This window comes from Candidatus Moraniibacteriota bacterium (assembly GCA_016699385.1).
Lineage (GTDB): Bacteria > Patescibacteriota > Minisyncoccia > Moranbacterales > UBA1568.
In genome coordinates this window covers 908,825-921,341 of the sequence record CP064974.1, presented here as the reverse complement: position 1 = coordinate 921,341, position 12,517 = coordinate 908,825, and the positions used below count along the sequence as shown (strand labels likewise).

Below are 12,517 nucleotides of genomic sequence, written 5' to 3'. Positions count from 1 at the left end.
GCGACGTGAACGATGAGGGAGAATCCATCTCGACAAAGAGAAATTGCTATGATACCCTAAGAAAGCACCGAGAAAGAAGTTTCTCGAGAGTTTCTTTTGGCAGTCTCCTATGAATATTCAGTACTACGGTGATTTTTGCTTCAAAATAACCACAAAACCCGGTGGGCGGGCGACTGATGATGTCGTGGTCGTGATTGATTTGTGTGAGAAAGACTCAGGTCTTCGTGCACCACAAGGACAGGTAGATGTCACACTGAAGACACATATGAGCGAGAAGGATCGCGATAGTGCTGGCGACACGGTACTTCTGGATTCTCCGGGTGAATATGATGTGCGTGGGATATCGGTACTCGGGTTTCCGTCGTTTCGCGATGAGGAATCGGGCGCACTGCGTGGGAAGAACACAATATTCGTCTTGCAGAGCGAGGATATGACTCTGTGCCATTTGGGCGCCTTGGGTCATGAGCTTTCATCGAGTATTATAGAGAAGATTGGACATGTGGATATCTTGTTTGTTCCAGTAGGCAACAAGGACACTTTGGCGGTGCAGCGCATTGATGAATTGGTGCGGAAAATAGAGCCGGCGATAGTTGTTCCGACGCACTACCGTTTCCCGGGATTTGATACCGACAGCGATGATGAACAGGCATTTTGCAAGGAAATCGGGAATTGTCCGGAGGGAGCTGTTTCCAAACTGACACTCAAGAAAAAGGATCTCGATGGAAAGAGTATGGAGGTGGTACTGTTTGAGCGGGCGTGAGAGTGTTTCCATTGGGAGTTTCTGGGAGGGGCTTTTTCTTTGAGGCTTGTTTCGGGTATAAATGAGGGTGTCAGGCTTAGAGTTTGTCAAGAAAAACAGTGCGAAAAGTATGCCTTTTTGATACTTTTTTAACAGGCTCTTAGCAAATATACAAACGAGTATGATTTCTTTTGCTTCGGTTTTTGAACGCATACGGCAGAAGCCGGAAACGGTTCGTGTTCGATACTTGTTCTTCTCAGTTGGGATTTCCTTCGTGTTTGTTGTGGCACTCTGGGCATTTTCCTTGCAGGCATCTTTTGGCACTCTCCTCAAAAACGATGCAGGTGGTGCTGTGGATGCTGTTCGGGAAAATGCTCGGAATATCCAGGAATCTGCGCCGGTTTCCCTGGAAGACCTTTTGAAGGCAGGGAAAACGCTCAAAGAAGGTGTGGTGGAGCAATCTCCGAGTGAGGCGACGCGTCCTTCGTCTCCGGAGACATCGGATTTTCTTCCGGGGAGTGCGGCGGCAGTGACGAGCGGTGATGCTACTGACACAATAGACACCGCTGCTGGAAGCGCACCGGTAGATGTGTCGCCAACAAAGGGTAGTGACACCACACCTGTTGCGCCGACTGAGCACTCGGCGGTTGATGCAAATCAGTAGGTATGTGTCGCAGTGTTCTTGGAGTAAAAGCTTGGTGAGAAGGGCGTTTTTTGGGAAGAATTGTTTTTTGTTTGTCTTGCAATTGTGCCTATCTGCCTGTCGATAGATGGGAAAGTCGCAAAAAACAATTTTTCCCAAAAAACAGTGCAAGAAGTATACTTTTGTACTTCTTCAATTGGTATTGTTTTGGAAATCTCTGAAAATACGTTCTGACATTCTTTTATGAAAAAAAATGCTGTTGAAAGTTTGGTGACGCCGGAAGAGAATATTCATATTCAGCCAATTACGGATGAGGTGCGAAAGTCGTATCTTGATTATGCGATGAGTGTCATCGTGTCGCGTGCGCTTCCCGATGTGCGCGATGGTTTGAAACCGGTGCATCGTCGCATTCTCTACTCCATGTGGTCTACGGGACTCAAAGCGAGCGCGAAGTTTCGCAAGTCGGCAACGGTTGTTGGAGAAGTTCTGGGAAAATATCACCCGCATGGCGACACGGCGGTGTACGACACGATGGTGCGTATGGCGCAGGATTTTTCGCTTCGCTACCCGCTCGTGTGGGGGCAGGGGAACTTTGGCTCTATGGATGGAGACAGTGCTGCTGCCTATCGCTATACCGAAGCGAAGCTTTCTCCGATAGCTGAGGAGATGCTTTTTGATATCGAGAAAGATACGGTGGACTTTGTTCCGAACTTTGACGGCGTGCATAAGGAGCCAGTGCTCCTTCCGGCAAAATTGCCGCAACTCCTTGCCAATGGCACGGTCGGTATTGCTGTCGGCATGGCAACGAATATTCCCCCACACAATCTTTCAGAACTGATTGATGGTATTTCGCATCTTATCGAAAATCCTGAGGCGAGTACGGAAGACCTTTTGAAATTCATCAAGGGCCCGGACTTTCCGACGGGGGGCATTATTTACAATGCTAAGGATATTCGTGAGGCTTATGCGACTGGTCGCGGGAAGATTACGACACGCGCCAAGGCGGAAATCATCGAGACCAAGGCGGGCATGTTTCAGATTGTTGCGACGGAAATCACCTATTTGACCAACAAATCAACATTGATACAGAAAATTGCTGAACTGGTAAAGGATGGGAAGCTTCAGGGTATCAAAGATCTCCGTGATGAATCCGATAAGGATGGAGTGCGTATCGTGGTTGATCTCAAGAAAGAGGCGTTCCCACAGAAAGTGCTCAATAAGCTCTATTCGCTTACGGATTTCCAGAAGAACTTCAACATGAATATGTTGGCACTAGTGAACGGCATTGAGCCGCAGGTGTTGAACTTGAAATCAATTCTCGAGCAATTTGTCGCACATCGTGAGATTGTCGTGACACGTCGGACGCGATTTGAACTTGAAAAGGCGCGAGATCGCGCGCATATCCTCGAAGGGCTCAAAACCGCACTCGACCATATAGATGAAGTGATTGCGATTATCAAGAAATCTCCGGACAAAGAAACAGCAAAGACACGCCTCATGAAGAGCTTTCGCCTTTCTGATCGTCAGACGGATGCGATTCTCGAAATGCGTCTTCAGACGCTTGCTGGACTCGAGCGTAAGAAGATCGAAGATGAACTTGCTGAGAAGCGCAGGCTTATCGCTGAGCTCGAAGATCTGCTTGGGAGTCGGACGAAGCTTATGAAACTTGTGAAGACCGAGCTCCTCGATCTCAAGGCAAAGTATGGCGATGAGAGAAAAACCAAGGTGATTCGCTCTGGTATTGGCGAATTTCGGCAGGAAGATCTTATCCCAAACGAAGAAGCAATTATCACGCTTTCTCATGATGGCTATGTGAAGCGAATGAATCCAGATGTCTATCGCGTGCAAAAGCGTGGCGGCAAGGGTGTAATTGGCGCGACGACGCATGAGGGTGATGCGATTGCCAAGGTGCTTGGCATTATGACGCATGACAATCTCATGTTTTTTACTGATACGGGCAAGGTGTTTCAGACCAAGGCGTATGAAATCCCCGAATCTTCGCGTACGGCGAAGGGGCAGGCGATTGTAAATTTCCTCCAGATGTCGCCAGACGAACGCATTACTGCGCTCATTGCCTTCAATAAGGATGATGATTACAAATATCTCTTCATGGCGACAGAGCAGGGTACTATCAAGAAAACGAAGCTCGAAGACTATGAAACGGTGCGTCGGAGCGGACTTATCACGATCAACCTCGAAAAGGGCGATATGCTTGGCTGGGTTGCGCCGACAACTGGCTCTGATCATATCATCTTCACTACGAGTGAAGGGCAGGCGATTCGCTTCAAGGAAAGTGATGTGCGCCCGATGGGGCGAAGTGCCGGTGGCGTGCGCGGTATCAAGCTTGCTGCGTCCGACAAAGTCGTGGGTATGAATGTCGTCCGCGCCGAGGGGAAAGATCTTGAGCTTATCATCCTCTCGGGGAGTGGCTTCGGGAAACGCACCGACCTCAAACACTACAAACTCCAGCATCGTGGCGGAAGTGGCATGAAAACTGCCAAGGTGACACCAAAGATTGGCAAGATTGTCGGTGCGGAGGTGGTACACAAAGACGATATCTCCGAATGCGACCTGATGGCGACTTCGAGAAAGGGTACTATCATCCGCATTCCGCTCAAGAGTGTCCCGCTCCTCTCCCGTGTCACCCAAGGCGTCCGCGTCATGCGCCCGCAAACGAGCGACGGCGTTGCCTCATTTACAGTGCTGTAGGTTGCGCAGAAAAGCTTTCCATGATAGGCTTTTAGTATTAATTTATAGGGGACGAGCTCGGATTGGTTTTTTGTGAACGAGTCCGATGCCGTACGACAAAGCTATGTTGACGACGAAGCAGAAGGTGAAGGCGACGAAAGAGGTGAAGCGACATGAGAAGGATACCGGGTCGCCGGAGTATCAGATTGCGATGTTTACGGAGCGAATTAAGAAGCTGACCGATCACCTCAAGAAGAACAAGAAAGACTTTCATTCTCGTCGAGGACTCCTCAAAATGGTCTCGAAGCGGAAGCGCCTGATGGGATATCTCCAGAAAACAGATGAGAAGTCGGCGAAAGCCCTTGCAAAGAAGCTCAAACTCGCCTAGATTTTTCCTCCCGCACTTTGTATCCAAGGTGCGGGATTGGCTTTTCCTCTACGTCAATCAACTGCTCCCTTTGTGAGAATGTAGTTCCGAGTTAGTTGCTTTCAAAAGATTGACACTTTTTTCTGCAAGTTGGAAATTCGAACCTTTTAAGCTAAGAGGCTTTCTACACAATTAAACTGAAATCCCTCTATTTTGGTTGGGATGACAGAAAAGTTTTATTTACAAGTATTGATTTATGGCGAAATTTAAGGAACAGCGCGTCGGCATGTTGGTCGATGTGCAGAATATGTATTATAGCGCTCGCATTCTTTTCAGTAAGAAAGTGAGCTTTAAGAACGTGCTCCTTGCTGGCACAGCCGACCGGAAACTCATCCGTGCCATCGCCTACGGCATCAAAACCGTCGAGGGTATGGAAGAAAAGTTCTTTGAAGCGCTTGAGAAATCCGGATTTGAAGTGAAAACGAAAGATTTGCAGATTTTCCCCGATGGTTCCAAGAAGGGAGATTGGGATGTGGGCATTGCGATGGATGCGGTGAGAATGGCTCGCAATCTCGATGTGATTATCCTTGTTTCAGGTGACGGAGACTATATACCGCTCATTGAATATATTCAATCAACAACGGGGTGTCGCGTCGAAGGCATGGCATTCAAGGAATCGGCGAGTGCCAAGCTTATTGAACAACTCGACGATTTTATCAATCTTTCCGAGGACAAGAAATTGTTTCTGATCTGAGAGGGCGGAAAAGCGCTTCGAAGAGATGCGACATATTTGATTTTCACCTTACGCAGAACGAGACACTTCTTTGTCGGCTCGACCGAAACGACGAAGAAGTGAGGTGGAAGGACATTGGCTTACCGGATAGACAATGCTTCCAGAAAGTCTGAGATTCCTCGACTCTACTCGGAGCGACAGGGCTGAGTTTTGTTCAGTGTTTTAGATAAAAGCATTTTTATTATTTTGCGCATGGTGAGTTTCGTGGTTTAAAAAAACTCCACCCAAATATGGGCGGAGTTTTTCTTGCTTCCCTTAACTTTTGCTATTCCCCGAGCAGTATTCCTTGGGAACGCTATTCGGTGCGGGAGTGCTATTTCACTGGGAGGAGTCCCATGCGGTGACTCTTGGGTTCCATGGAGAGGATTTTCCAGGTGTAGCTTCCGCCAACTTGGAAGACCTCTTCCATTTTGCGACCGGGGTAGAGGTTTTGGAATTCGCTCACATAGGCGAGTCCGTGAATATCTTTGTCGAGATAGACGAAGGCGCCGAAGTGATTAATCTTGTCGACTTTCCCGCTCACCGTGTCCCCGACGGTGTATTTTTCGGCGACATTTGCCCAAGGATCGTCTTTGAGCGCCTTCATGGAGAGGGAGATTCGCGTGTCTTCGATACCGATTACCTTGACACTCACCTGATCGCCCGTGCGAACAACGGTTCGTGGATCATCAATAAGCTGCCAAGCGAGCTCGGAAATATGCACCAAACCTTCGACTCGCTCTTTCTCGTTTCCTGGGATAGGGAATTTGACGAAGGCGCCAAAGTCTACAACGCCGCTCACCTCACCGGAAACCGTATCGCCTACCTGAAGAGAAGAGATGGCAGCACGCTCCTTTTCACTTCGAGCTGCCTTTTCGCTCACGATAAGTTTCTCATTGATACGATCGGCATCCAAGATGCGGACATTGAGCTCTTGCCCGATAAGGCGTTTGAGGAGGTCGAGGATCTTGTTCTTGTCGCCATCTTCGACGCGTGGGTAGTGCTCGCTGCCAAGCTGGGAAACGGGGAGGAAACCAGGGACGCCATTTACTTCAATCATAAGCCCACCCTTATTGGCTTCGAGTATTTTGGTTGGGACGACTTCTTTGTTCTCAAGCTTCATCTGGATATCTTCCCATGACTTGTCATAGGAGGCCTCTCGGATGGAGAGTTCGATGACGCCGTCGTCATTCTCGAGGTCGATGAGCGTTGCGCTTACGGAGTCGCCTTTCTTGACTTTGACACCGCCAGCGAGACCGTCGCGCATTTCTTTGCCGAGAACGGTACCCGTCCCCAATGGACCAAGGTCGATCAATGCGAAATTGGAGCCAACCTCGATGATGGTTCCCTGGAGTACGTCGCCGATACTCGGTACTTCGAACGGGTGCTCTGCAATAAGTCGTCCCATTTCAGAATCGTCCACGACTTCTTCGGGGGCGGCTTTCGATGTCTTTTTCTCTCTCTTTACCCCATTTTTTTCCGAGGCCTCTCCTTCTTCTGATTTTTCTGGCGCTACTTTGCTTGTTTCAGATGCTTTCTTAGGTGGCTTTGTTGCTGCGGATTTTTTGGCAGATGCTTTCTTCTTTGGGGTAGCGTTCTCGGTTTTTTCTTCCGAGACGGGTGCTTCTTCTGAAACTTCTGGCTTCTTGTGAAGTGCGAGTGTTTCGTCGAGAAGTGAGCTTAACGTTTTCTTGAGTGGCATAAACATGGGTCGTGTGCGGCGAGCGCGATCGTCCGCAATAATAATTAAAAACGCGCGAGTACATGAAAAAAAGGACGGTCGTCCTCTCTTATCTCGGAATCTTACCGTATTATTGTTGCTTTGTAAAGAGCTCTTGCCAGTCAGAAAAGTCGCTTGGAAGGGGCGCTGTGAAGGAATATTCTTGTCCAAAGAGCTCAAAAGAGAGGTTTGCCGCATGAAGGAGCTGCCTTTTGGGGGAAGGTATAACCGCGCGCGAGGCTCGTGAAGCGTAGAGTGTGTCGCCGAGGACAGGGTGACCAATGGAGGCGAGGTGCACGCGTATCTGGTGTGTCCGACCAGTTTTGGGCTCTACTTCGATGAGTGCGGTATTGTTGAAGGTCTTAATGAGGCGATAGGCGGTTTCGGCAGGGCGGACAATGCCTTTGACGCGTCGCCCGGGAATGGCGGCGCTTTGGCGGTCGCCACGGGTTGATCGGGCAATTGGCGTGGCTATGACGCCTTCTTTTGCTTTCGGAATGCCGTATACAATCGCGAGATATTGCTTGTGCACCGCGCGTTCCTTGAAACGTTTTTTGAGCGCAGTGAAGGACTTCTTGGTGCGGGCGATGATGAGGAGTCCGCTGGTGTCGCGGTCAAGTCGGTGAACAATGCCGGGGCGGGCAGGATCGCCAATCGTCGCTATTTCCGGGTAGTGCGCTATACTCCAGTGCACAACCGTGCCGGATTCCTGAGCGCTTGATGGGTGAACTTGTATACCGGCGGGCTTATTGATAATGATGAAATTCGGCGTTTCTTTGATGACAATGATTGGGAGGTCTGGTTCGGGGGTGAGCGTTTCTTCTGCTTGCGTGAATTTGTCGGGGAGTATGATGAGTAGCGCATCTTTCGAGATTTTGGTATGGGGCTTTGCGGGCGAAGACCCGAGGAATGCTCCGCCATCTCGTATGCCGCGAGCGATATGTGTTCGACTGAGTTCTCTTCCAATAATATCCTTAAAATCTTTTGATTGAGCCAAAAAAGTATCAACACGATTCCCGAAATCTTTCGAAGTGGGGGTTATGGTATGTCGGTTTTCGAGTGAAACGTCCATGTGAATTTGGTATGAAAAGCGAAGAGTTGACAGTGAAAAAAGCGGCACGTACTATGAATAAACGACAGATGTTTTTCTTTCGAAAAAAGAGCGTTTTCTCGTATATTTATTTAACGAAATGCGTATGAACAAGGAATACGATGAAGAAAAAGACGGGTGTTGCGGCGGCGGATGTGGCTGCGACGATGCGGAGTCTATGAGTGAGTATGGATATGGTGTTGAAATCGGCGAAAAGGTTCCCGACTTCGATTTGACACTCTACCACAAAGACAAGATTGTGGAAAGGAAGCTCTCGGATTTCTTTGGGAAATGGACGGTACTGTTCTTCTATCCGGCGGATTTTACCTTTGTGTGTCCGACGGAGCTTGAGGATTTGGCGGATCACTACGAGGATTTTCAGAAGCTCGATACGGAAGTGTTTGGCGTGAGCACGGACACGGTGTATACACACAAGGCATGGCATGATCACTCCAAGGCGATTGAGAAGGTGCAATTTCCCATGATTGCTGATCGAACGGCTGAATTGACGATGGAGTTTGGCGTATACATTGAGGAAGAAGGAAATGCACGTCGCGGAACCTTTATCATTGATCCAGATGGAGTTTTGCAGTCATACGAAGTGAACTCGAATAATATCGGGCGATCTGCAGAAGAAATACTGCGCAAACTTCGTGCGGCGCAGTTTGTCCGCGAACATGGTGGCGAAGTATGCCCCGCCAACTGGAAACCCGGCGCGAAGACGTTGAAGCCAGGACTTGATTTGGTAGGGAAGATATAGCGCGAAGATTCGCCCTGTTTTTGCTGATGAAATAGAGGGAAGTGTATAGAAAATAAAAAGTAATACTGTCTACAACTATGAAGACGTCGTATCAACCACAAGATTTCAAGCGGCTTTTGGGAATGGAGGGGATGAGTGATGCGCTTCTGAGCAATCATTTCACACTCTACGAGGGGTATGTGAAGAATACAAATACGGTTGCGGAATTGCTCGCTGGTAAGGAGCCGGGCACGCCGGAATATGCGGAATTGAAACGACGATTTGGCTGGGAGTGGGATGGTATGCGGCTTCACGAGTTGTATTTCGGGAACTTGACCAAAGAAAGTAAGCCATTGATGCATGATGAAAGCGTTGTTTCGGGTTCTCTGGTGCAGTCATTTGGGAGTGTCGAGGCATGGGAGAAGGATTTCCGTGCTGTCGGAGCGATGCGAGGGATTGGCTGGGTGATTCTTGCCAAGGATGCGGAGAGTGGCAATCTCTTCAATGTCTGGATCAATGAGCATGACGCCGGACACTTGGCGGGTGCAACACCGCTTCTTGTGATGGATGTATTTGAACATGCGTTTATGCTGGACTACGGATTGAAGCGCGCGGATTATATTGAAACTTTTTTCAAAGCGATTGATTGGGAAGTAGTTGAGGGAAGGCTGTAGGAGTCTTGTCAGACGGGGGTTAACAGAAAATTAAATTCTCTTTTGAGGAGGGCGCGGATTGGGGCGGCCCGTGTCTTTCTTGCTCTTCAATATGACCGAAACAGCACAAAAAATAAAGAAACGGAACGGAGATATCGTTGATTTTGATGCGAGGAAAATAGAGCGTGCCCTGAAAGGTGCTTTTGTAGAGGTGAAGGGAAAGAGTGATGATGCTCGTATACACGCTATTTCCGGCGCGGTTGCCTCGAAACTTTTGCAGGCGTTTCCTCGTACGGTGCCGTCAGTCGAACATGTGCAGGATTTCGCAGAGAAAGAATTGATGCTTGAAGGGCTTTTTGATGTTGCAAAAGCCTATATTATTTATCGATACGAGCACGCAAAGATTCGCGAAGAGCGCAAGCAAGAAATTTCGCGGAAAATCGAGCAGCATGAACTCTCCGTCACCAAACGCTCGGGCAAGAAAGAAGTGTTTTCTCTAGACAAAATCCGCCGGACACTGGGCTATCACATGATAGGCATAGAGAAGGATATCGATCTTGAGGCGATACTTCGCCAGTGTCGTCTCGAGGTATATGATGGCATTTCGACGAAAGATGTGGCGCGCGTTCTCACGATGATTGTGCGCTCAATGATTGAGTATGACCCGGCGTATTCGAAACTGGCAACCAATTTGCTCTTGGATCGTTTGTATCGAGAGGTTTTGGGCGCCGACGTGACCAAAGAGACGCTCTTGGAGCGGCATAAGCAGATTTTCCAGCGCAATATTCTTTGGGGCGTGAAGAAGGGTATATTTGATGCTCGTATGTTGGGTTTCGATCTGGAAAAGCTTGCTAATCTTTTTGTGCTCGAGAATGACCAACTCTTTGAGTATATGGGACTCGAGATTCTTTCCTCCCGATATCTCTTGGAGGATCCTGAGACGAAATTGCCACTCGAGACGCCACAGATGTTTTGGATGCGTATTGCAATGGGGACAAGTCTCCCTGAACCGGAGTCGAAGCGCGATGATGTGGCAAAAGACTTTTATTGGGCGCTCTCGGAATTTCTCTATACCCCAGGCGGGCGAACGCTTTTCCAGGCGGGTATGGTGAAGGCGCAGCTTTCGAATTGTTTCCTCAATGTAGTGTCCGATTCGCTTGATCTTATTTTCAAAACGTACTCCGATAATGCGCAACTCCTCAAATGGAGCGGTGGAACGGGATCGTCGTGGACGCCTGTTCGCGCGACAGGCTCGTTTATCAAAGGTACGGGCGTCGGGAGTCAGGGTGTCGTGCCGTTTCTCAAGATTGCCAATGATGTGAATGTGTCTATCAATCGCAGTGGGAAGCGTCGTGGTGCGGGGTGTGTTTATTTGGAGACGTGGCACTACGATATCGAAGACTTTCTCGAACTTCGCAAGAATACCGGAGATGAGCGTCGGCGTACGCATGATATCGATACGGCGAACTGGATTCCAGATCTTTTTATGAAGCGAGTGCGAGAGAATGCCGAGTGGACACTCTTCTCGCCAGATGAGGCGCCGGATTTGCATGAACTCTACGGCAAAGAGTTCGAGAATCGCTATGTGGAATATGAACGTCGGGCTGATCGGGGTGAGATGAAGCTCTGGCGGCGAGTAGTCGCGAAGGATTTGTGGAAGAAGATGTTGATTATGTTGTTTGAGACGGGACACCCGTGGATTACTTGGAAGGATCCTTCCAATCTTCGTTCGCCACAAGATCATGTGGGCGTCGTGCACTCTTCAAACCTTTGCACGGAAATCACACTCAACACCTCGTCAGATGAGACAGCCGTGTGCAATCTTGGATCGCTCAACTTTGCCAAATTTGTCTCAAATGGGGTCTTTGATCGAGATCTTATCGAAAAGGTGACGCGCATTGCGGTTCGCATGCTCGACAATGTCATCGACGTCAACTACTATCCGATTCCTGAGGCGCGTCGTTCCAATATGCGGCATCGACCGCTCGGGCTCGGCATTCGTGGCTATCATGATGCGCTCTATCTCCTTGATATCAACTTTGATTCCAAAGAAGCAGTGGAGTTTGCGGATGAATCCATGGAGATGGTTTCGTACCATGCGCTTCTCGCGTCGTCTGAGCTCGCAAAGGAACGTGGAACGTATACGAGCTATAAGGGTTCGAAGTGGAGTCGAAATATTTTGCCGCAGGATACCATAGACATTCTTGAGGCGGAGCGTGGAGAGAAGATTCCTTTGGTGCGAACGGGGAAACTTGATTGGACACCGGTTCGCGAGCATATACGGAAGTTTGGTATGCGGAACTCAAATGTATTGGCGATTGCTCCGACAGCAAGTACGGCGAATCTTGTTGGATGTATCCCTTGCATGGAACCGATATACAAGAATATCTATGTGAAGTCGAACAAAGAAGGCGACTTCGTGGTGGTAAACAAGCATTTGGTGAATGATCTCAAGAAACTCGGACTTTGGAATCGTGATATGCTCAACCAGCTGAAGTATCAGGATGGAAGTATACAGGGAATACAAGGTATCCCAGCAGCGCTGAAGGGAAAATACAAGGAAGTGTTTGAAATTCATTCATCGTGGCTCGTGGAAGCGGCGGCGCGGCGCGGGAAGTGGATCGATCAATCTCAATCGCTCAATATCTTCTTCCGCAATGTATCTGGGCGCGAATTGTCAGATATTTACTTTCGCGCGTGGGAGCTTGGACTCAAGACGACGTATTATCTCCGAACACTGGGGGCATCGCAGGTAGAGAAGTCCACGGTGTCGACGACTGAATTTGGCTCAACTCACCTTCGGGAGAAGGGTGGAGCATCTCCTTTGGCAGCTTCTCTCGTGGAGCCGTCAGGAATAGCGCCCCAATCGGCTGCCGGTGTGCCGCCTTCGACACTTCCTGTTCAGGAGACAAGTTCGGTTTCACAGAGCGCCCCATCTTCTACTGGAGAGCCGAAGCTTTGCCTTATTGCTGACCCTGATTGTGAAGCGTGCCAGGGATAGCGTGGTCTTACTGAATGTGCAGAGAGATTGGGTTTTGTGATGAGGATTTTGTGTGAGAACCTGTTAAAAAAGTTTGTTTTTCCCGAAAAACAGTTCAAATAGTAA

At 49.0% G+C, this 12,517-nt stretch carries 10 protein-coding genes; 8 read left to right on the top strand and 2 right to left on the bottom strand.

All coding sequences use genetic code 11. The features are described 5' to 3' along the window. Window positions 1-109 precede the first annotated feature (109 nt). From IPJ67_04490 to IPJ67_04470, 5 genes are all read left to right on the top strand, one after another. A complete protein-coding gene (locus tag IPJ67_04490; GenBank protein ID QQR77365.1) occupies window positions 110-760 on the top strand; it encodes an MBL fold metallo-hydrolase in 651 nt (216 codons plus the stop codon). Window positions 761-920: 160 nt separating this feature from the next. After that, entirely contained in the window at window positions 921-1,403 is a 483-nt protein-coding gene (locus IPJ67_04485; GenBank protein ID QQR77364.1) for a hypothetical protein, read from the top strand. Between the two features lie 222 nt (window positions 1,404-1,625). Next, window positions 1,626-4,091, top strand: coding sequence for a DNA gyrase subunit A (gene gyrA, locus IPJ67_04480; protein ID QQR77363.1), 2,466 nt, complete (start codon window positions 1,626-1,628; stop codon window positions 4,089-4,091). A 103-nt stretch (window positions 4,092-4,194) separates the two neighbouring features. Continuing rightward, the gene (gene rpsO / locus IPJ67_04475; protein QQR78041.1) at window positions 4,195-4,458 is read left to right on the top strand and encodes a 30S ribosomal protein S15; all 264 of its coding nucleotides are present in this window, start codon (window positions 4,195-4,197) and stop codon (window positions 4,456-4,458) included. Window positions 4,459-4,693: 235 nt separating this feature from the next. Next, entirely contained in the window at window positions 4,694-5,191 is a 498-nt protein-coding gene (locus tag IPJ67_04470) for an NYN domain-containing protein (GenBank protein QQR77362.1), read from the top strand. 352 nt (window positions 5,192-5,543) lie between these two features. Here IPJ67_04470 and IPJ67_04465 read toward each other — a convergent pair whose 3' ends face one another. Both IPJ67_04465 and IPJ67_04460 read right to left on the bottom strand, forming a co-directional pair. After that, window positions 5,544-6,911: a S1 RNA-binding domain-containing protein gene (locus tag IPJ67_04465; protein ID QQR77361.1), complete on the bottom strand. Its 1,368-nt coding sequence runs from the start codon at window positions 6,909-6,911 to the stop codon at window positions 5,544-5,546. A gap of 109 nt (window positions 6,912-7,020) precedes the next feature. Then, window positions 7,021-8,001 (bottom strand): RluA family pseudouridine synthase, encoded by a 981-nt coding sequence (locus tag IPJ67_04460; GenBank protein ID QQR77360.1) that lies wholly within the window; start codon window positions 7,999-8,001, stop codon window positions 7,021-7,023. A gap of 196 nt (window positions 8,002-8,197) precedes the next feature. On the opposite strand from IPJ67_04460, the gene ahpC reads away from it, so the two are divergent. The 3 genes from ahpC to IPJ67_04445 all read left to right on the top strand — a co-directional run bounded on the left by ahpC (window position 8,198) and on the right by IPJ67_04445 (window position 12,412). Next, a complete protein-coding gene (ahpC, locus tag IPJ67_04455) occupies window positions 8,198-8,779 on the top strand; it encodes a peroxiredoxin (GenBank protein QQR78040.1) in 582 nt (193 codons plus the stop codon). Window positions 8,780-8,856: 77 nt separating this feature from the next. Further along, window positions 8,857-9,432, top strand: a complete 576-nt coding sequence (locus IPJ67_04450; protein QQR77359.1) for a Fe-Mn family superoxide dismutase — start codon at window positions 8,857-8,859, stop codon at window positions 9,430-9,432. Between the two features lie 91 nt (window positions 9,433-9,523). Beyond that, window positions 9,524-12,412, top strand: a complete 2,889-nt coding sequence (locus IPJ67_04445) for a ribonucleoside-diphosphate reductase subunit alpha (GenBank protein QQR77358.1) — start codon at window positions 9,524-9,526, stop codon at window positions 12,410-12,412. The last annotated feature ends 105 nt before the right edge of the window (window positions 12,413-12,517 follow it).

Coding starts and splice junctions, on each gene's coding strand:
- IPJ67_04490 (QQR77365.1), top strand. CDS start 110: ATGAATATTCAGTACTACGGTGATTTTTGCTTCAAAATAACCACAAAA.
- IPJ67_04485 (QQR77364.1), top strand. CDS start 921: ATGATTTCTTTTGCTTCGGTTTTTGAACGCATACGGCAGAAGCCGGAA.
- gyrA (QQR77363.1), top strand. CDS start 1,626: ATGAAAAAAAATGCTGTTGAAAGTTTGGTGACGCCGGAAGAGAATATT.
- rpsO (QQR78041.1), top strand. CDS start 4,195: ATGTTGACGACGAAGCAGAAGGTGAAGGCGACGAAAGAGGTGAAGCGA.
- IPJ67_04470 (QQR77362.1), top strand. CDS start 4,694: ATGGCGAAATTTAAGGAACAGCGCGTCGGCATGTTGGTCGATGTGCAG.
- IPJ67_04465 (QQR77361.1), bottom strand. CDS start 6,911: ATGCCACTCAAGAAAACGTTAAGCTCACTTCTCGACGAAACACTCGCA.
- IPJ67_04460 (QQR77360.1), bottom strand. CDS start 8,001: ATGGACGTTTCACTCGAAAACCGACATACCATAACCCCCACTTCGAAA.
- ahpC (QQR78040.1), top strand. CDS start 8,198: ATGAGTGAGTATGGATATGGTGTTGAAATCGGCGAAAAGGTTCCCGAC.
- IPJ67_04450 (QQR77359.1), top strand. CDS start 8,857: ATGAAGACGTCGTATCAACCACAAGATTTCAAGCGGCTTTTGGGAATG.
- IPJ67_04445 (QQR77358.1), top strand. CDS start 9,524: ATGACCGAAACAGCACAAAAAATAAAGAAACGGAACGGAGATATCGTT.